Annotated in this window: 18 protein-coding genes; 9 read left to right on the top strand and 9 right to left on the bottom strand. The window is 57.4% G+C overall.

Annotation, left to right across the window (positions count from 1 at the left end):
* Positions 1-68 precede the first annotated feature (68 nt).
* The 3 genes from ACESTR_RS05585 (at position 69) to ACESTR_RS05575 (ending at position 3,851) form a co-directional block, all read left to right on the top strand.
* Positions 69-1,463 carry a decarboxylase gene (locus tag ACESTR_RS05585; protein ID WP_009596543.1) on the top strand — a complete coding sequence of 465 codons (1,395 nt, stop codon included), beginning with the start codon at positions 69-71 and terminating at the stop codon, positions 1,461-1,463.
* Positions 1,464-1,805: 342 nt separating this feature from the next.
* The gene (locus tag ACESTR_RS05580) at positions 1,806-3,308 is read left to right on the top strand and encodes a C10 family peptidase (RefSeq protein ID WP_130063209.1); all 1,503 of its coding nucleotides are present in this window, start codon (positions 1,806-1,808) and stop codon (positions 3,306-3,308) included.
* The gene (locus ACESTR_RS05575; RefSeq protein ID WP_130063211.1) at positions 3,309-3,851 is read left to right on the top strand and encodes an acyloxyacyl hydrolase; all 543 of its coding nucleotides are present in this window, start codon (positions 3,309-3,311) and stop codon (positions 3,849-3,851) included.
* 78 nt (positions 3,852-3,929) lie between these two features.
* Here ACESTR_RS05575 and ACESTR_RS05570 read toward each other — a convergent pair whose 3' ends face one another.
* Positions 3,930-5,516, bottom strand: a complete 1,587-nt coding sequence (locus ACESTR_RS05570) for an ATP-binding cassette domain-containing protein (RefSeq protein WP_373178968.1) — start codon at positions 5,514-5,516, stop codon at positions 3,930-3,932.
* A gap of 305 nt (positions 5,517-5,821) precedes the next feature.
* On the opposite strand from ACESTR_RS05570, the gene ACESTR_RS05565 reads away from it, so the two are divergent.
* Positions 5,822-7,192 carry an acyloxyacyl hydrolase gene (locus ACESTR_RS05565; protein ID WP_373178967.1) on the top strand — a complete coding sequence of 457 codons (1,371 nt, stop codon included), beginning with the start codon at positions 5,822-5,824 and terminating at the stop codon, positions 7,190-7,192.
* A 115-nt stretch (positions 7,193-7,307) separates the two neighbouring features.
* Here the strand turns inward: ACESTR_RS05565 and ACESTR_RS05560 are convergent, their stop codons facing one another.
* The 3 genes from ACESTR_RS05560 to ACESTR_RS05550 all read right to left on the bottom strand — a co-directional run bounded on the left by ACESTR_RS05560 (position 7,308) and on the right by ACESTR_RS05550 (position 9,210).
* Entirely contained in the window at positions 7,308-7,673 is a 366-nt protein-coding gene (locus ACESTR_RS05560; protein ID WP_022044055.1) for a hypothetical protein, read from the bottom strand.
* Between the two features lie 29 nt (positions 7,674-7,702).
* Positions 7,703-8,071 (bottom strand): glycosyltransferase, encoded by a 369-nt coding sequence (locus ACESTR_RS05555; protein WP_042494158.1) that lies wholly within the window; start codon positions 8,069-8,071, stop codon positions 7,703-7,705.
* Between the two features lie 95 nt (positions 8,072-8,166).
* A complete protein-coding gene (locus tag ACESTR_RS05550; protein WP_175282383.1) occupies positions 8,167-9,210 on the bottom strand; it encodes a linear amide C-N hydrolase in 1,044 nt (347 codons plus the stop codon).
* Between the two features lie 412 nt (positions 9,211-9,622).
* On the opposite strand from ACESTR_RS05550, the gene ACESTR_RS05545 reads away from it, so the two are divergent.
* From ACESTR_RS05545 to tatC, 5 genes are all read left to right on the top strand, one after another.
* Positions 9,623-10,375, top strand: a complete 753-nt coding sequence (locus ACESTR_RS05545) for an endonuclease/exonuclease/phosphatase family protein (RefSeq protein ID WP_278713799.1) — start codon at positions 9,623-9,625, stop codon at positions 10,373-10,375.
* Positions 10,376-10,649: 274 nt separating this feature from the next.
* Positions 10,650-11,243, top strand: a complete 594-nt coding sequence (yihA, locus tag ACESTR_RS05540) for a ribosome biogenesis GTP-binding protein YihA/YsxC (protein WP_014776261.1) — start codon at positions 10,650-10,652, stop codon at positions 11,241-11,243.
* Positions 11,244-11,326: 83 nt separating this feature from the next.
* Entirely contained in the window at positions 11,327-12,268 is a 942-nt protein-coding gene (locus ACESTR_RS05535) for a ribose-phosphate diphosphokinase (protein ID WP_014776260.1), read from the top strand.
* A 331-nt stretch (positions 12,269-12,599) separates the two neighbouring features.
* Positions 12,600-12,842 (top strand): twin-arginine translocase TatA/TatE family subunit, encoded by a 243-nt coding sequence (locus ACESTR_RS05530; RefSeq protein ID WP_130062981.1) that lies wholly within the window; start codon positions 12,600-12,602, stop codon positions 12,840-12,842.
* Between the two features lie 6 nt (positions 12,843-12,848).
* Positions 12,849-13,685 (top strand): twin-arginine translocase subunit TatC, encoded by an 837-nt coding sequence (tatC, locus tag ACESTR_RS05525; RefSeq protein ID WP_278729302.1) that lies wholly within the window; start codon positions 12,849-12,851, stop codon positions 13,683-13,685.
* A gap of 112 nt (positions 13,686-13,797) precedes the next feature.
* Here tatC and ACESTR_RS05520 read toward each other — a convergent pair whose 3' ends face one another.
* The 5 genes from ACESTR_RS05520 to ACESTR_RS05500 all read right to left on the bottom strand — a co-directional run bounded on the left by ACESTR_RS05520 (position 13,798) and on the right by ACESTR_RS05500 (position 20,275).
* Positions 13,798-14,613: an SDR family oxidoreductase gene (locus ACESTR_RS05520; protein WP_130062979.1), complete on the bottom strand. Its 816-nt coding sequence runs from the start codon at positions 14,611-14,613 to the stop codon at positions 13,798-13,800.
* A gap of 1 nt (position 14,614) precedes the next feature.
* Positions 14,615-15,400: an MBL fold metallo-hydrolase gene (locus ACESTR_RS05515; RefSeq protein ID WP_014776259.1), complete on the bottom strand. Its 786-nt coding sequence runs from the start codon at positions 15,398-15,400 to the stop codon at positions 14,615-14,617.
* Between the two features lie 399 nt (positions 15,401-15,799).
* Positions 15,800-16,093, bottom strand: a complete 294-nt coding sequence (locus ACESTR_RS05510; RefSeq protein WP_009596264.1) for a PG0541 family transporter-associated protein — start codon at positions 16,091-16,093, stop codon at positions 15,800-15,802.
* A gap of 16 nt (positions 16,094-16,109) precedes the next feature.
* On the bottom strand, positions 16,110-19,250 hold the full coding sequence (locus tag ACESTR_RS05505; RefSeq protein WP_195559230.1) for an efflux RND transporter permease subunit: 3,141 nt from the start codon (positions 19,248-19,250) through the stop codon (positions 16,110-16,112).
* Positions 19,251-19,264: 14 nt separating this feature from the next.
* Positions 19,265-20,275 (bottom strand): efflux RND transporter periplasmic adaptor subunit, encoded by a 1,011-nt coding sequence (locus tag ACESTR_RS05500; protein ID WP_373178963.1) that lies wholly within the window; start codon positions 20,273-20,275, stop codon positions 19,265-19,267.
* Between the last annotated feature and the right edge of the window lie 2 nt (positions 20,276-20,277).

Here is a 20,277-nt window from a genome sequence, read left to right as displayed (position 1 = left end):
ACGAGCTACATTGCCCGAAAATTTCGGATGTAGACGGGACGGATTGCAAAAACCACGACAAACGAGCCATGAAAGACAAGTACATCGACCTCATCGAACAGACGTTCGACTTCCCGCAGGATGAGTTCTCGGTCGAAGACAACGAGCTGAATTTCCACGACATTCCGCTCATGGAGTTGATAAAACAGTACGGCACGCCGCTCAAGATAACCTACCTGCCGAAGATCTCGCAGCAGATCAACCGGGCCAAGCGTATGTTCAACGTGGCGATGGCCAAGGTGGACTACAAGGGCTCGTACAACTATTGTTACTGCACCAAGTCGAGCCACTTCTCATTCGTGCTGGAGGAGGCAATGAAGAACGACATTCATCTCGAAACGTCGTCGGCATACGACATTCATATCATCAACGCGCTCTACGACAGCGGAATCATCGACAAGGACCGCTACATCATCTGCAACGGTTTCAAGCGGCCGCAGTATGTGGAGAACATCGCCCAGCTGGTCAACGACGGCTTCGTGAACACCATTCCTGTGCTCGACAACAAGGAGGAGCTGGAGCTGTTCGAGGATTCGTTCACCAAGAAATGCAAGGTCGGCATCCGCATCGCCTGCGAGGAGGAACCCAAGTTCGAGTTCTATACCTCGCGTCTGGGCATCCGCTACAACGACATCATCGACTTCTACAAGGCCAAACTCAAGAACAGCAAGAAGTTCCAGCTCAAGATGCTGCACTTCTTCATCAATACCGGCATCAAGGACACGGCCTACTACTGGAACGAGTTGTCGAAGTGCATCAACGTCTACTGCGAGCTGAAGGCCATCTGCCCCGAATTGGACAGCCTCAACATCGGCGGCGGATTCCCGATCAAGAACTCGCTCAACTTCGAGTACGACTACGAGTACCTGACCGAAGAGATCATCGCCCAGATCAAGAACATCTGCCAGCGCAACGACACCGAAGAGCCCAACATCTTCACCGAGTTCGGCTCCTTCACGGTGGGCGAAAGCGGCGCATCGCTCTATTCGATCGTCAACCAGAAACAGCAGAACGACCGCGAGAACTGGTACATGATCGACTCGTCGTTCATCACTACCCTGCCCGACACATGGGGCATCAACCAGCGTTACATCATGCTGGCGGTGAACAACTGGGACAAGGAGTACCAGCGCGTACTGCTCGGAGGACTGACCTGCGACAGCGAGGATTTCTACAACGCCGAGTCGCACACCAACGCCATCTTCCTGCCCAAGCTCGAACCGGGCAACACGCAGTACATCGGATTTTTCCACACGGGAGCCTATCAGGAGTCGCTGGGCGGCTTCGGCGGCATCCAGCACTGTCTGATTCCCGCGCCCAAGCACATCATCATCGACCGCGACAAGAGCGACAACGAGTATTACACGCGCCTGTTCGCCAAGGAGCAGTCGTATCGGTCGATGCTCCGAATACTCGGTTACTAGCCCGTCGTGTCGGCGCGGCGCGGATAATACACCGTACAGACAATCCCTCTAAATCCCCTTTTCAAAGGGGATTTTTTATTCCCGCCGGTTCGTCAACGAGCAGTCGTATCATTGTTACTGCGAAGACTCGGATAGCAAGTCTCAGATCACAAAATATTCTACAACGCCCTATTCATATTCCGTACAGATACTTTCTATAAAAAAACGAGAATGTTAAGTAACAATATAAATTGATCCATTATATCTTTAATATATAAAACTAGCTGTATGAGATTCTCTTTCTAAAAGTCATATGTCCGAGTTCCGTTCCCACAACTATTAGCCAACTAAAATTATCTTCTCATGAAAACAATTAGACAATGGATTACATTTTGCATGATCGCCTCTGCTATGTTATCGTGTGCCAAAGATGAAATCAATGAACAAAGTAAAATCACACAAACAGGTCCAAAAGAGACTAAAATCTCGAAAAATGCAATTGCAAAATTAGCTCTCTTATTTGGCGAAAAGAATATTGCATCACCATCTCTTGAAAATTCAACACGAGTCGAACTATCGGTTGAAGGTAGTGACAGCACAGATTTTTCATCCAAGGAGGTAGAATCAATTACCCCAATTGAACTCATAGATTCGAAGGGGAAAATTACTGATTCAATAGATGCCGACAAGGTTCCCGTATTATATGTAGTTAATTATGCTGAAGACAACGGTTACCTGATTGTAGATATGAATGAAAATAACTTCCCGATCATAAGTTTCAACAGCAAGGGTAGTTTTCATTTCAATGAATTGGATTCTCTTCAAAAAATCGAATTTCAGGAACAATACGTCAGCTATGTGGTCGAATGTAACGGCGAAAAAATAAATATATGGGACGATATTGTCGATTGTATGAATAATCCAGAATTGAATGACGATGGAATACCGGTAAATTCGACTGATAGTGTTTGTGTTACAACGATTGAATTTCAACCGGTCGATTCTCTTGAAGAAGCCAACGATAGAGACAGTGTTCTAATTGCAGACGATCTGACCACCATTTCCGAAGATATCCCACACGCGGAAGCAACCCGGGCAATTGCAGACCGAAGCAAGCCGAAAAACAGACCATCCAGATATCCTTTAGTAGGAATTTGGGGATTAAAATGGCATCGAAGCAATCCCTATAATATTGAAATGCCTTATGAGTATGGCGGAGCACATATAGCGGTTCCGAGTATTTCTGTAGCCTTAAGTAAAATCATGTATCGTCATTGGTGGCCGTCCCGGTTTAATTGGATGTATATGCCACGACAAGTACCTGCCGGGCAGAAATCACTTGTAAGTAGCATGTTAAAAGACATTTCAGAGAATATCGGATGTACCAGAAGTGGATCGTATTCATATGATTTACCATGCAACAGGATATCTAATATTCCGAATGCATTGAAAACAAAATTCGAATATACTTCCGGTGGGACGTTGGTTCAATACAAAAATGACGAGAGTACCTTTTTATCAGTTTACAATTCGTTAAGATGTTACCATCCTGTACTATTTTGTGCTATTCCGTCCTATTATAACTTAAATTCAACACAGCATATGGGCGATTCTTGGATTGTTGACGGTTATCAGGAAATTCGAGTGAAAGTCGTAAAAAAATGGTATTTTATCGGTATTTGTTATAAAAAACGCACTTACTACTATTATCGTGACTATTTTCACTATATTAGTTCCATGAATGCCTATTCTAAGAAGAAAGGTCAATATTATAACGAGGAATACGATGGCTGGTTCCGATACGATTATAAAACGAATAACAGGAATAAGAACTATGCGATTGTCGATATTAAACCGAGCTACTAAATGAAATATATTTTAGCTATAGGTCTGTGGCTACTTTTATCCACACCTGTCAATGCACAAGAGGTCGCCCGTTACGAAGTTGAAGTCGGGGCTGCTATTCCGTTAATCGCAAAAAAATACGGCGGCAAATTCGAGACCGCATGGAATATTTATGCGGAAGGTCGTTATAATATTGCAACATATCCGATAGATTTCGGCCTTCAAATACAATACGGGGCTTTCTATCGCAGTTGGAGCAAAAACGGTATAGACAGAGACTATCATTTCGGACAAATATTATTCGTGTCGGATTACAACTTCAGACGAACGAAGAACATAGCACTATTTGTCGGATGCGGAGCCGGATTTTCAATCGTCAAAGTCGATCATTCCGACCTTCAGGCAAAAACATACGAGCATAACTTTTCAGCATGCGTCATGCCCCGCGCCGGTATAGAATTTTTTCATCATCTTCGGCTTTCTATCGGCTATCGGTTGATGAATAAAGAGTACAGTAACGCAGAAATATCGCTTGGAATTGTTTTCGGAGGCGGTCGAAGATAATTTTATTGAAGGAGCCGGATGTCAGACATCCGGCTCCTTCAAAATAAATGAATTCACTCGACACCGCCCGGTTATACCCTATTCCAGTTCGACGGTCCTTGTGATGCCGATCTGATCGGTGAAGTGACCGTCGTGGGAGACGACCAGCAGGGTGCCGCGGTAATTGCGGACCGTGCGGGTCAGGATCGCAAGGCTCGAAAGGTCGAGGTTGTTGGTCGGCTCGTCGAGGACAAAGAGATCGGGAACGTGGTTGGCGATCATCAGGCTGCAAAGGCAGAGCCGCATCCGTTCGCCGCCGCTCAGCGTGTCGCACCGCTTGTCCCACATCTGCTGCCCAAACAGCGCACGGTGAAGCCGCAGTTTGAGTTCGTGGTCCTGCAGATTGCCGTGATTGCAGCTCTGCGCCAGCTCCAGCACGCTCTGCGGGGTGTTCACCCGGCTGTATTGCTGATCGAGACAGACATAGGAGAAGTCCGCCCGGCCGATGCGCCCGGCAGTGGGTTCCAGTTCGCCGGTCAGCAGCCGGACAAGGGTCGTTTTGCCGGTACCGTTGTCGCCGGTCAGGCGGATGCGCTCGCCGCTGCGGATCTCCAGCGAAAGCGGTTCGCGCCACAACGGGCGGCCGGGCGCATATTCGAAATTCAGGCCGTCGACCCGGACCAGCAGTTTGCCTTCGTGAAGCTGCGCGTCGTCGAAATCTATTTTCAGCTCGCACTGCGTCCGCTGCCGGCGGCGCAGTTCGTCCAGCCGCTCCCGGCTGCCGTCGATCAGCTCCGCATGTTTCCCGACGAGCTGCGCCTCGGTCCGTTCGCCGCTGTCCTTCATCGTCCGGCGCAGGATGCGCGGAAGCTGGTCCTTGTGCCGCTCGCCCTGACGCATCCGCCGCTCCTGTCGCTCGCGGACCTCCTGCGCCTTTTTGCGGGCCAGCCGCAGGGCCGTCTGTTCGGAATCGACCTGCTGCGCCAGCGCCTCCTCCTCGATCCGTTTGCGTTCGCGGTAAAAATCATAGTTGCCGCCGTAGATTTTCAGCCCCTTCGGAGAGAGTTCGCAGGTCGTGCCGAGCAGGTTGAGCAGCGCGACGTCGTGGCTCACCGCGACGATCGCCGCACGGCTGGCACGGATCAGGTCATAGAGCCTGCGGCGGCCCGACGTGTCGAGGTGGTTGGTCGGCTCGTCGAGCAGGATGACAGCAGGTTTATGGACCAGAATTCCCGCCAGACAGAGTTTCGTCTTTTCGCCGCCGCTCAGCGCATCGACCGGATCGGTCAGGCCGACATGCGGCAGTCCCCAATGGTCGAGGGCGGCGCGGCAGCGGGCTTCGACGTCCCAATCGTCGGCCAGAATGTCGTAACAGCGGGAATCGGCGCTGCCGCCGCAGATGGCGCGGAGCGCACCGAGCTTGTCTGCGACGCCCAAAACGCAGGCGGCGGAGATGCCGGCGGCGACAAGCTGCTGGGGCACATAGTAGGGATGCGAGGAGCAGGCGATGCTTCCCGCGGCGGGAGCGAGTTCGCCCGCGATAAGTTTAAGGAGCGTCGATTTGCCGGCGCCGTTGTCGCCCACGACGGCGGCTTTGGCGCCCGCGGCGACGGACAGGTCTATTCCTTCGAACAGAAATTGCTGATTGCGGTAGCGGTACGAAACACCGCTAAGGATAATACTCATATGAAAACGATTAATAGCGGTCCCGCAGAAAAGGGACCTGTTAAACCTCAGACCGGGTTGCTTTACGGCACGGCGTCGGTTTAATGAAACCGACCTACTAATCGTTTATTCTCATCGGAGCGGATATTGGTTCGGGAACAAAGATAGGGACAATAATCGAAGAAACCAAATTGCCGGCGCTCCGGCTCCGGCAATGCGATCGGAGCGGGCAGAATATCGCATCGCAGGCGGGATTTTTTCGGGTTATCGCTTTGCGCTCCGGCAAAAATTCGTATCTTGTGCGGTCAAAACGGGGATAGGCCATTATGGATTGCACAATACGGAAAGGACTGACCGGACTTCTTGCGGGAAGCATGCTCTTTCTGTCCGGCTTCGCCAGAGCCGGAGAAGCGGCGGACGAGAGCCGCGGATACCCGGCAGCGCAAGATGCAACGGAAATTCCGGCCGTTCAGGCGGGCGGAAACTCCGCAGCAAGCGGTTTCGACACAAGTTCCGAAACGAACGGCAACACCCGCACGGACAGTACGGCAGCATTCCCCCGCCGCCGCTTCGTCCACGGTATCGGGCTGGAACTCCGTCCGGAATACGTGTGTCCGACCAATCCGTTCCTCGCGGGCGACAATCTGGCCCGGCAGCCGATCGACCTGTTGCTGGCCGCCCACCTGCGCTACTCGTTCCGCTTCCAGCCCGGATCGCGTCCCGACCGGATATACGGAGGCGCCTATCAGGGAATCGGGTTCTCCTACTACAGTTTCGAAAACAGGGAGGAGCTGGGCAGCCCCGTCGCGTTGTATATTTTCCAAGGGGCGCGCATCGCACGGATAAGCCGGCGGCTGTCGTTCAACTACGAGTGGAATTTCGGACTGTCGTTCGGCTGGAAACCCTACGACGCGCAGATGAACCCGGCCAACATAATGATGGGGTCGAAGATAAACGCCTACATCAACGCCGATTTCTACCTCAACGTGACGCTCACGCGCGAGCTGGATTTCTCGGCGGGACTCTCGATGACCCACTTTTCGAACGGCAACACCAAATTTCCCAATGCGGGACTCAACTCGATCGGCATGAAGTTCGGCCTGCTCTACTGTTTCGGCCGGGCCGACGATCCGCTCGTAAAACCGCGCAGGCCGCTTCTCGCGCCCGATTTCCCCCGCCATTTCAGCTACGATCTGGTGCTGTTCGGATCGTGGCGCCGCAAGGGTGTGGAGGTCGGCGACAAGCAGTACGCTTCGCCCAACGCCTACGGCGTGGCGGGCTTCAACTTCGCGACGATGTACAACTTCGGTTATAAATTCCGCGCGGGTCTCTCGCTGGACGGCGTCTACGACGGCAGCGCCAACGTCTACACCGAAGATTATATCGTCGAGGTCGGAGGCCGCGATCCCGGCTACACGTTCTACACCCCGTCGATCGACCGGCAGATCGCACTGGGAATATCGGGACGCGCCGAATTCGTCATGCCCTACTTCACGGTCGGCATCGGACTGGGAGTCAACGTCCTGCACAAGGGCGGCGACCTCAAGTCGTTCTATCAGATGCTGACGCTCAAGATCGCTGCCACACGGCGCACGTTCGTCCACATAGGCTACTGTCTCAAGGATTTCCAGACCCCGAACTACCTGATGCTGGGCGTGGGATTCCGCTTCAACAACAAATACCCGGTACTAAGGTAACGCAGCCCGCCGCAGCGCCCACTTGCGGCGCAGGCGCAGGACCGCCGTGACCAGAAACCGCGCGGGAACGACGCACAGCGTGCAGAACCACTGCCGCAGTCCCGGAACATGGAGGTCAGGCAGGCCGAAATCGGCGAACCGGCGGCCCCAGAGCAGGGGAATATACCACAACTTTGATATTGATTCGAAAATCGTTGCTGACGTTGTCCTCGTGCACGATTTCGAGCCACTTGCCCTTATCGGTGGCGAGGTAGACCGTGGGCTGCTGGCGGATGGCTTTGGTATGACGGTAGGAAACGATGGTTTCGGAGTGCGCATCGAACGGCTCGACGAGCGTCAGGAAGTGATTGTTCGTGTAGCGCATTTTGAGCGCGAAGCGCCGGTCGGTGAAATACTGGTAACCGTAAAGAAGGCTGTAGATGCGTTTGCCGGAGGAGAAGCGGATTTCGCGCTGAAGCAGTTCGACGGCGTCGGCGGCCAATGCGTCGTCGTTATCGAGATTGGTAGTAATCAGCAGCTGCGGAGGGGGGGGGTGGCCAGCTCTTCACGCCCGGCCAGCAGGCCTGAAATCGTAGTGCGCAGACTTTCGGTCAGGCGTCCGGCCTGCCCGGCGCTGTAAAATACGGACCGGAACTGCGGACAGACGGACTGGTAACCGCCGATGCGGCGGCGGTAAGCCGCGGGCGTCGCCGCGTCGAAAAGACAGAGCCACCTGAAATTCGGGTTGGTCTGCGCCGCCACCGAAGGCAGGCAATAGCGTTCGAAGATCTCGAAACGATGTTCGAGCCACCGTTCGGTGCGCGTCGGAGCGTCGTGTTTGTCCCGCGCATAGAGGTTCAGATTGAACCGCGTGATGATTAAATGTTCGAAACTTTTCATATTGTGTTTATTGAGCGGACAAATATACGAAAAATCCGCATGCGCCGGACAGGGAACTGCACGGCACATGCGGATCGGTCGGATATTCCGGCCCGTCAGACCCCGAACAGGAAGACGAAGGGTTTGTCGCTCCTGCGGAATTCGGCCGTGGCGTCGCCCGTGTAGGTCCGGCCGCCGACCAGCTTCAACACCCGTTCGGGCGTGCCCTTGCCGAAGTCGATCTTCGCCAGATCGACCCGGAAGGTCTCCATGGCCAGCGTCGGCTCAAAATAGTAGACCCGGTTTTTCTGGTCGCAGACCGTGCGCCAGCGCGTCGAGGAGATGTGGGGCTTGTCGGGCGTCGAGATACCGTAAGGCACCGAGACGTTGCGCATGACCGACATCACGGCCGGGACGGCGATCTTAGGATCGGGACTCTTCACGACGGCGTTGATGTAGAACGACGCGCGCACGAAGCGGTCCGGAGCGCGGTTGGTGCCGGGAAGCATCGTCAGGCCGCCGATCTGCCGCCAATAGTCGAGGATCGCCAGCTGCTGGTCGTAGAAGGGCGAATTGGTCATCACCTGATACTGGCGGCCGTGGTGAATCACCAGCCGGCCGTCGATGTATTCGAAGATGGCGCTGTCGCCCGAAGGATCGGAGACGGCCAGATGCAGGCGCGACTGCACACCGTTCGGAAGGTCGGGCGCGTCGATGCGGAATTTCTCCTTCGAGAGTTCGGCGACCGCCTCGTCCACCGTGGCGAAATTGTCGAGTACGTACTGCGTCCAGATGCTCAGTCCCATGACGGGCCGCGTGTCGCCCGGCCGCTCGTAGACCGATTCGGGCAGGAAGAGCAGGTTGGCGACCAGCCCGGCCTCGTTCATGCCGTCGGTGATGCCGATGTCGTAGCCCGCGGCCGAAAGGGAGCCGTATTTCGAGGTCCAGAAGACGGTGTCGTCCGTATTGGCTCCGCGGCGGGCGGTGCCGCGCGGGAAAATATAGAGGTTGGTCAGAGGGTCTTCGCGCCAGTCCATGGTGCGTCCCGTGACAGTCATGCCGTCGGGACCGAGATAGACGGCGCGCGTGCAGGCTTCCGGCTCTGCGGGAAAAACGGCCAGCGCAGCGGCGCCGAACACGGTCAGAAATTGTGTTTTCATAAGCATAGATGTATTTACTCCGATGCAAGATGCAAATCGGATGCTAAAAGGTACGAAAAATTACCGGGAATAACAACGGAAAAAGTCCGAAAAATCTGAATATCCGGTTTTTAGTCTGCATTTACCATCGCCGCCGGAGCCCACACCGCGCGGTCGCATGGGACGGGAACGCCGGACGCAACGGCGAACACAACGGCGGACGGGAATGCCGGATACAACGGCGGACGCAACGGCGGACGGGAATGCCGGATAGGAACGGAAGACAGGAACGGAAGACAGGAACGGAAGACAGGAACGGAAGACAGGAACGGAAGACAGGAACGGAAGACAGGAACGCCGGACGCAACGGCGGTCCGGATTATTTGGCATTCAGGGGAGGTTGTATTACCTTTGCGGAAAATCCCGAAAAGTCATGAAGCAATATTTTTCCGTCGCACTGGCAGTTCTGTTCTGCGCCCTGATGCCGGCGGCCTGCACGACGCAGACCACGGCCGTGAAATTCATGAGTTACAACATCCGAAACGGCCGCGGAGCGGACGACGTACAGGACCTCGGCCGCATCGCCGAGGTCATCGGCCGGGTCGTGCCCGACGTGGTGGCCCTGCAGGAGGTGGACAGCGTGACGGGACGCATGAACGGCCGCTTCATCCCCGAAGAGCTGGGCCGGATGACGGGCATGCACGCCCGTTTCTGCCGCGCGATTGATTACGACGGCGGAGGTTACGGCATCGGGCTGCTGTCGCGCGCCGAGCCGCTCTCGGTGCGCCGCATCCCGCTTCCGGGGCGCGAAGAGGCGCGCGTGCTGCTGATGGCGGAATTTCCCGGCTATGTGGTCTGCGTCACGCACCTATCGCTCACGCCCGAAGACCAGCGCGCATCGCTGCCGATCATCCGTCAAGCCACCGACACCTGCCGCAAACCCGTGCTGCTGGCGGGCGACTTCAACATGGACGACGCCGGGAAGGTAATCGGCGGGCTGGGCGGCGAATTCAGGCCGCTGTCGGACACCGCGCAGCTTACGTTCCCCTCGGACCGTCCTTCGATACGCATCGACTACATACTGGGCCGCGGCCTGCCGCAGTCGGCGAAAATCGCCGAACGCACGGTGGATTACACCACCGTCGCTTCGGACCACTGCCCGCTGTGGGTGTCGCTCGTCTGGTAGACTCCGGAGCAGGGCCCCCATATACCATTTTACACGACCGTTCGTCAGCACCTATTTTGCCGCTTCGCGGCACTAAGCTCCTGCCTGAGGCGGGGGTTTGGGGGTGGGTCAGAATTGCAAACGACGCCGAAGGCGGCGAAAACGACCGGCGGTTTTCCCATGCGGTATAATTTGTATATAGATGCTAAAATGCTATCTTTGCAGCAGACATCCGCTCAGACAGACAGCGGCCCGGCGCCCGGCCCGCACTGTCTTTGCCGCAAACTCCGACAACATGCAGATCAACAAAGCCGAATTCAAGTGCAGTTCCGAGCGTATTTCGCAGGTGCCCAAAGACGCGCTGAAAGACATCGCCTTCATCGGGCGCAGCAACGTCGGCAAGTCGTCGCTCATCAACATGCTCACCGGACGGCAGGGGCTGGCCAAAGTATCGGGAACGCCAGGCAAGACACGGCTCATCAACCACTTCCTGATCGACAACGCATGGTATCTGGTGGATCTGCCCGGCTACGGATACGCCCGCACGTCGAAAACCAAACGCAGCGAGTTCTCCAAAATCATCACCGACTATGTGCTCAAGTGCGAGAAGATGCACTTCCTGTTCGTATTGGCGGACATCCGGCTCGAACCCCAGAAGATCGACCTGCAGTTCATCGAAATGCTCGGCATGAACGGCATTCCGTTCGCCGTGATATTCACCAAGGCCGACAAACTCTCGAAAACGCAGCGCGAAAAGAGCGTCGAACGCTACCGGGCGGCGCTCGCGGAGCAGTGGGAGGAGCTGCCCCGGATGTTCGTCTCGTCGAGCCAGCACGGCACGGGACGCGAGGAGATACTCGGTTTTATCGGCGAATGCCTGAATGTTTAACCGATTGTTGAAAAAAGGTCGTCCGGAGGGAACGTTTTTTCGCCGCGTTGTCCTATATTTGCACCATCAAAAATCCATCTTCTATGGCTATCCACAAAATCAAAATTTTCTCAGGTCGCGGCTCGGAATATCTGGCCGAGAAAATCGCGGCAAGTTTCGGTACGACGCTCGGACAATCGGAAGTCCTGCGCTTCAGCGACGGTGAATTCCAGCCCTGCTACAACGAGTCGATCCGCGGCTGCACGGTATTCATCATCCAGTCCACGTTCCCGCCCTCGGACAACCTGATGGAGCTGTTGATGATGATCGACGCCGCACGCCGCGCCTCGGCCTACAAGGTCGTGGCCGTGATCCCCTACTTCGGGTGGGCGCGGCAGGACCGCAAGGACCGTCCCCGCGTGCCGATCGGCGCCAAACTGGTAGCCAACCTGCTGATGGCCGCAGGCGTGGACCGCGTGATGACGATGGACCTTCACGCCGACCAGATTCAGGGATTCTTCGACGTTCCGGTCGATGCGCTCTATGCCAGCGGCATCTTCATTCCCTATATCAAAAGCCTGAAAATCGAGGACCTCTCGATCGCCGCTCCCGACATGGGCGGCGCCAAACGCGCCAACACCTACGCCAAGCTGCTCGGCACCCCGATCATCATTTCGCACAAGGAGCGCGCCAAGGCCAACGTCGTGGGCAAAATGACCGCCATCGGCGAGGTCGAAGGCCGCAACATCCTGATCGTGGACGACATGATCGACACGGCAGGCACGATCTGCATGGCCGCCGACATGCTCATGTCGCGCGGGGCGAAGAGCGTCCGCGCCGCCATCACCCACCCCGTGCTTTCGGGCCCGGCTTACGAGCGCATCAACGACAGCGCGCTGGAGGAGGTAATCGTGACGGACACCATTCCGCTCAACCCCGACAAGGACCTGCACAAATTCACGGTGCTGACCATCGCCGACATGTTCGCCGACGTGATCGAGCGCGTACACAACTACAAGGAAATTTCGTCGATATTCTTCAAATAGGAATACCCCGGAAGACGAACCGGTTCGGGCGGGTGCATTGTAGCGGAGATTCGGCCCGTGCACTGCGGCGGAGATCCGGACGAAACGTCCATTCGGAGAAGGCAATCCGGCAAAGGAGCGGTTCGGCGGAGATTCGGCCGGCAACTCCAAAGAGAAGATTCAGCGTAAATGCGTTTCGGAGCCGGAACGCATTTCGCAAACCGTACAGGGCGGGACGCATCACAAATGCGTTCCGCTTTTTTCAACCGGAAGAGGGAGGTTTCGGAAATTCTTATTACATTTGCGCTGAGGCGGAGACTCCGCCCCGCAACGAACGAAAACCGATAAAACAATGATGTTCATCCACCCGCTGTTTCTGGGCAAAATCGGCCTGACGGAAATACTGGTCATCCTGCTGATCGTCGTCATCTTCTTCGGCGGCAAGAAAATACCCGAACTGATGCGCGGCATGGGCCGCGGCGTCAGGGAGTTCAAGGACGCCATGGAAAATCCCGCGGCAAACGACGAGAAGAACGGAAAAGAGCCGGCCGCGCCGCAAGAATCCCGGAAAGAAACCCCCGAAGAAAAGAAATAAGCCCGCATGTCCGGCCAAAAACGCAGCGACACGGACGAAATGACCTTTGCCGAGCACATTGACGCGCTCCGGCCCCATTTGGTGCGCGGTGTGCTGGCGATACTGGCGCTGGCCGTGGCCGCATTCCTCTGCAAAGGGCTGCTGATCGACGGAGTGCTGTTCGGCCCTATGTCGGCCGGATTTCCGACCAACCGGCTGCTGGTATGGATGGCCGGACTGGCAGGGATCGAATTCGTGCCGGGGATCGAGCGCATGCAGCTCATCAACACGGCGATGGCCGGGCAGTTCAACCTGCACCTCAAAATCTCGATGGTCGCGGCCTTCTGCATCGGATTCCCCTACCTGCTGTGGGAGTTGTGGCGCTTCGCGCGTCCGGCGCTCACCGAGCGTGAACTGCGCGGATGCCGGAGGTTCGTGTTCTATGTCTCGGCGGGATTTTTCGCGGGGCTGCTGTTCGGCTACTTCATAATCGCGCCGCTGACGATCGGATTCCTGTCTCAGTACAGCGTCAGCGAGCAGGTGACCAACATGATCGACGTCAGCTCCTACCTCTCGACCGTGCTCAACGTCTCGATCGCCTGCGCCGTGGTGTTCCAGCTGCCGCTGCTGGTCTATTTCCTGACCCGCATGGGACTCGTAAGCCCCGATTTCCTGCGCCGCTACCGCCGCCACGCCCTCGTCGCGCTGGCGATTCTCTCGGCGGTCATCACCCCGCCCGACGTATTCAGCATGATTCTGGTCCTGCTGCCGTTGTTCGGATTGTACGAATACAGCATCCGGATTTCGGAACGGACACTGCGGAGAAGCTCCGGAACGGAGGGAGTAACAACGGAGGGGAAATAGACTCCGAACAAACAAAAGAGGCGTCCTGTTTTCAGGACGCCTTTTCTTTCAGCCGTGCCGGACATGCAACCGCCCAGTCCATTTCCGCTCCATTTTTCGCCGGAGTCCGGAGCTATTTCAGGGGCGAATCGGGTTCTTTGGACATCACCAGATAGAACATTCTGTCGAGGAAACCCGGCGCGAATTTCTTGACGAAATGGGTGGCGCGCCCCTCGCTCTCCATCAGGCAGAGACGCTTGCGCTTCAGGACGCCGCGGGCGACGATCCGGGCGACCTCGGCGGAAGTCATCATCTTGGCCTCGTTGCGCGGGGTTTCGCCCTGCGCCGACCCGTCGGCCGTGAGGGCCGAGAAGCGGACGTTCGAAGCCGTGAAGCCGGGGCAGGCGATCATGACGTGCAGGCCCTTTTTGAGATTCTCGATGCGCAGGGTTTCGAGAAAACCCGTCATGGCGTATTTCGACGCCGAATAGCCCGTCCGCCCCGGAAGACCGTGCAGCCCCGCGACGGACGAGATGCCGACGATGGAGCCGCGTGACCGCTGGAGATACGGAAGTGCGAATTTGCAGCAGTTGACCGTTCCCCAGAAGTTGACGTCCATCAGGCGGTGAAGCACGCCGAGGTCCACATCGTCGAAGATCGCACGCATCGAAAGCCCGGCATTGCAGACCAGCACGTCGATTCCGCCGAACTCGTTCACGGCGGTCTCGATCAACCGGCGGCACTCGTCGACGTTCGTCACATCGACGCCGCAGTAGGCGGCCTGCCCGCCCTGTGAGCGGATTTCGCCCGCGATGAGCTGCAGTTTCTGCACGCTGCGCGCACCCAGCACTACCCGCGCGCCCTGCGCGGCGAATTCGCGTGCCATCGCCTCGCCGATGCCCGACGAAGCGCCCGTCACGATGACGACTTTATCCTTAAAGTTTTTCATATCAATCGTTTATTTCAATTTCCAAAGTATCGTAGGCCATATGCACATGGGGCGGAAGCGTCGGCTCCGTCTCGGCGTGCAGGCCGATGTCGTGGGACATATGGGTCAGGTAGGCTTCGCGCGGCGAGACACGGGCGATCAGCTCCAGCGCCTCGGCCACATTGAAGTGCGAATAATGCTCGGCAAAACGGAGCGCATTGACCACCAACACGTCGAGACCGGTCAGTTTTTCGACTTCGGCGTCCGCAATGGTCTTGAAGTCGGTCAGGTAGGCCAGCCTGCCGATGCGGAATCCCGTCACTGCAAAGCGTTCCGAATGGTGTCCCGAAACGGGGAGGATTTCGACACCTTTGACGCTGAAAGGCCGCGTAACGTCGATCTCGTGCAGTTCGATTTCCGGAACGCCCCGGTACTTGTCCTGCGCGAAGGCGTAGTCGAAATCCTTGCGCACGACATCGAGGGTGCGGGGAGCCGCATAGAGGTCGATGCGGTGGATCGTCGGCGGGTAATCGACGAAATTGAAGGCCCGCACGTCGTCCAGCCCGCCGATATGGTCCTTATGTTCGTGCGTCAGCAGAATGGCGTCGATACGGCGGACGCCGGTGCGCAGCATCTGACAGCGGAAATCGGGTCCGGCGTCGATGACGATGCGCACGTCCCCCGCCTCGACCATGGCCGAGGTGCGCAGACGGTCGTCGCGCCGGTCGGACGAAGTGCAGACCCGGCAGCGGCATCCGATGACAGGGACACCCTGCGAGGTGCCCGTTCCCAGAAAGGTAAGTTTCATGCAGACAAAAATAGTAAAAATATGGCGACTGCGCACCCGCGCCGGAAAGATTCTCCGCACGGATTTTCGGATAAGGCGCAAAACCGGATATGAAAGAACGGAGCGTCAAGGAGGGGCGGTGCATGGGAAGCGGGCGGAGCGCCGGCCGAAGAAAAGCGGACAAATCGTCAGCCGAGAAGAAACGAGGAACCGTCAGCCGGAGAAAGCGGACAAATCGTCAGCAGGGAAAAGCGGGCGGAACGTCGGCAGGAGAAAAGCGGGCGGAGCATCAGCCGGAGAAAAGGCGGAGCATAAAACCAAACACCCCTCGGCGGGAACAGGCGGCGAAAGCGAAAAAAGCCGCAGGATGTTTCCTGCGGCTTTTCAGCATTTCCGGACAGCGGGCGGAACGCCCGGCGATCAGTAGGTCTGCTCGATATTCCAGACGAAGGCCCGCGAGCCCTGCAGTTTGGTGGCGGCGTCCATTTCACGGAAGGCCGCCATCAGCGGCGCGACCTTTTCGTCGTCGACGATCGCCATGATCGAAGCATTCATCGACGGCCACGCATGCGTGCCGTAATGCGGTTCGCCGTCGACGGAGCCGCGGCCCTCGGTCAGCGCCCAGCGGGTGAAGCCGCGGATGCCCTGCTCGTCGAGGATGGCGTTCACACGGTCGGTAAGCGCCTGATTATAGGATAAGAATACTGCTTTCATAATCGTTTTAGTTTTTTTAATGCACACTCGCCTGATGTTCGGCCGACAGACGGGCCAGTTTCTCCTTCTCCTTGCGCTGGGAACGGTTCACGAATACCGAATAGAGCGCAGGAATGATAAACAGCGTCAGCAGGGTCGAACAGGTCAGACCGCCGATCACGGCGATACCCATCGGCTGCCACGTCTCCGAGCCTGCGCCCGTACCGATCGCCAGCGGCAGCATACCCAGAATGGTCGTGAACGAAGTCATCAGCACGGGACGCAGACGGCTCTTGCCGCCGGCGATCACGGCGTCGAAGACGCCCGAACCGCGCTCGACCAGCAGGTTCATGTAGTCCACCATCACGATACCGTTCTTGGTCACGATACCCACCAGCATGATGGCGCCGATCAGGGCGATGAGCGACAGCGGCGTGGAAGTCATCCACAGCGCGAGGAACACGCCCGTGAAGGCGAACGGAATGGTGAACATGATGATGAACGGGAACAGCAGCGACTCGAACTGCGTGGCCATCACGATATAGACCAGAATGACGATCAGGATGAACAGCACACCCAAATCGCCGAAGGCGTCGCCCTGATCCTCGACCGTGCCGCCCACTTCGAGGTCCACGCCGTCGGGGGTGTGGTATTCGGAGATCAGCTTTTCGACCTCGGCCACCACATCGCCCAGCGCGACGCCGGCGCCCAGCGTCGATTGCACCGAGATCACACGCTGGCGGTTCTCGCGCTCGATCATCGGAGCGGCATACTCCTCCTGCACCCGGCCGACCTCCTTGAGTTTCACGGGGCGGCCCTGCGCGTTGTAAAGCGTGATGTTCTCCACGTCATCGACCGAGGTGCGGAACGGCTCGCCGTAGCGTACGACGATGTCGTATTCATCGCCGTCCTCGCGGTATTTCGACGCCACGAGACCGTCGATCCGGTTTTTCACGGCCTGCGACGCAGTGGCGCTGTTCATCCCGTAATACGACAGGCGGTCGCGGTCGAAGACCACGTTGTATTCGGGGCGCAGGTCGTCGCGCGAAAGTTTCACGTCGCGCACGCCCTTCATCCCGCGCATCTTCTCCTTCAGGTCGTTGGCGATGGCGTTCGTGACGTCCATATCATAGCCGAAGACCTTGACATTGACCGTTGCCGAGCCACTCATGCTGCCCGACATGCCGCCCGGCGTCACCGTGTACTGACGCACTTCGGGAATCCGGTCGAGGTCTTCGCGCAGCAGGTCGGAAACGACGTAGATCGAACGCTCGCGCCCCTCGACATCCGTCAGACGCATGTTGTAGTTGATGATATGCGAGCCGGTGGTCTGCATCGCGGCGAAGGCGTTGTCCGAAGAGTTGGCTCCGGCCGAAGCCGACACCAGCACGATCTCAGGATATTTCGCATAGATGATGCTGTCGATCTGCCGGGCGATGCGCGCCGTATACTCCACGCCGATATTCTGCTCCAGCTCGACCATCGCCGAGATACGGCTGTTGTCCGAAGGCGGGAAGAACTCGGTCGGCACGCGGGTGATCAGTCCCAGCGAAACGACGAAAAGGCCCATCATCGAGAAGATCGTGATGCGGCGGTGGCGGACCACCCAGTTCAATGAACGGGCGTAGATGTCGTCGAGCCATTCGAGCGCACGGTCGATCGGCTTGTAGACGATGCCGACGCCTTTGTAGTCGTGTACGCCTCCGTCGAGTTTGAGGAGGTAGGCCGACATCATCGGCGTGAGCGAGATGGCCGCCGTCGTCGAGACGCAGACCACGATCGTCACGATCCAGCCCAGCTCGCGGAAGAGGATACCGGCCATGCCCGGCACCATCGTCAGCGGCAGGAACACGGCGACGACCACCAGCGTGGTGGCGATGACCGACAGCCACACCTCGTTGGTGGCGTAGATGGCGGCCTCCTTGGGACTCGATCCCCGCTCGATATGGGTCGTAATGTTCTCCAGCACCACGATGGCGTCATCGACGACCATACCGATGGCGATCGAGAGCGACGAGAGCGAAATGATGTTCAGCGTCGATCCCGTGGCGAAGAGGTAGATGAACGAGCAGATCAGCGAGACGGGGATCGTCATGCAGATGATAAGCGTCGCCCGCCAGCGTCCGAGGAAGATCATCACCACCAGCACCACGAAGATAAAGGCGTACATGATGGTCTCCGAGAGCGACCCGATGGCGTCGGTGATCTCCTGCGAGCCTTCGAAAATCAGCTCCATCTTCACGTCCTTGGGCAGCGTCTTCTGGATTTCGGGCAGACGCTTCTGGATTTCGTGGACGATATTCACGGTATTGGCGCCCGACTGTTTCTGGAACATCACGCGCACGCCGCGCTGGCCGTTCACACGTTCGTCCATGGTGAATTTTTCGAGCGTGTCGCGGATTTCGGCCACGTCGGAGAGCATCACCGTGCGGCCCCCGGCGTTCGACACCACGACCTTGCGCAGCTCGTCGCTGAGTTTGAACTCGCCGTCGGCCTTGATGTTGAAGGTGTTGTTGCCGATGTCGATCGTGCCGCTCGGAATATTGACGTTCTCGGCGGCGATGATCTGGCCCAACTGCTCGACCGTCAGGTTGTAGGCGTCGAGCTTGGCGGGATCGACATTGACCTGCACCTCGCGTTCGGGCGCACCGATAACGGAGACGGCACCCACGCCGTCCACGCGGTTCAGCACGTTGACCAGCTTGTCGTCGAGCAGTTTGCTAAGGGCCGGATAGCTCTCCTCGGCCGTGACGGCGATCATCATCACGGGGATCATCGAGGTCGAGAACTTGAAGATCGTCGGATAGTCGATGTCGTCGGGCAGCATGGACTGCACGCGGCTCACCACGTCGCGGATCTCGTTGGCACCCTCATTGAGGTCGGAGCCGTACTCGAACTCGACGGTAATCATCGACACGTTGTCCTGCGATTTGGAGGTCAGTTTCTTGAGGTTGCTCACCGTATTGAGGTTGTCCTCCAGCACGCGGGTGATGTTGGTCTCGATCTCCGCGGCGTTGGCGCCGGGGTACATCGTGATGACCGAAATCTGCGGAATCTCGATCTCAGGATACTGGTCCACAGCCAGATTCATCAGCGAGAAGAGTCCGAAGACCATCACGCCGACGAACAGCAGCACCGTGGAGACCGGTTTGCGGACCGCACTTTCGTAAATTTTCATATGCGTCGGGGCGTTTAATTCTGTTTGACTTCGACCTTGGCGCCGTCGAAAAGCTTCGACAAAGCCGTCACGGCAACCCGCTCGCCCGGAGCGACGCCCGAAAGGATGTCCACGCGGTCGCCGACCTGACGGCCCACCTCGACCCGGCGGCGTTCGGCGACGCTGTCACCCTTGATGACATAGAGGAACCGCTCGGCGGTGCCCACCTGTTTCTGGACCGCCACGTCGGGCACCATGACACCCTCTTTCTCGCCCATGTTGAATCCCGTGCGGGCGAACATGCCCGGACGCAGCGTACGCTTGGCGTTGGGCACCTTCACCTCGACCTTGAACGTGCGGGTCGCGGGATCGAGCGCCGGATAGATCAGCGACACGGTGCCGGGGAAGGTCTCGCCGGGGAAGATATCGACCTTCAGATCGACGGGCATGCCGACCTTCACGTTGCGGAAATACTGCTCCGAAATGTTGGCGACGACCTTCAGCGGATCGATCTGCATGATATGCAGGATAGGCTGCGCGGCGAACAGGTCGCCCGACTCGTAGTTGCGGGCCGTGACGACGCCCGTAATGGGCGAATGGACCTCGATATTCTTCCTGAGGTTGGCGACCACTTCGCGCTGCACGTCGAGCTGGGCCTTGGCCTGCTCGATCTGCTGGGCCGAGATTCCCCCCGCCTCGTAGACCGGAAGCAGGCGGTTGTAGTCGTCCTCGACGGTCTTCAGCTGCACGAGCTGCTGGGTGTACTGCGTGGGGTCGAGCGTCACGATCAGCTGACCCTGACGCACGGGATCGCCCACCTCGACCAGAATCCGGTCGATATGCACGCCCGACGCCGCGGGCGTGATGTCGTTCTGCTTGTAAGGTTCGATTTCGGAGGTGAACTCCTCGGCAAGCTGCACCGGAGCTGAGACGGCCGTCTCGGTTTTGGTCAGCACACGGGTCTCCTGCTGGACGTCGGCGGTTTTTTTGCCCGTGCAGCCGGCGAGGGCTGCGGCGGCGATCAACATAACTGTTAAATTCTTCATAG

This window comes from Alistipes sp. DJF_B185, from assembly GCF_964250025.1.
GTDB classification, from domain to species: Bacteria; Bacteroidota; Bacteroidia; order Bacteroidales; family Rikenellaceae; genus Alistipes; species Alistipes finegoldii.
Note: the sequence above shows the minus strand (reverse complement) of the source record. Positions and strands in the feature narration are given on the sequence as shown.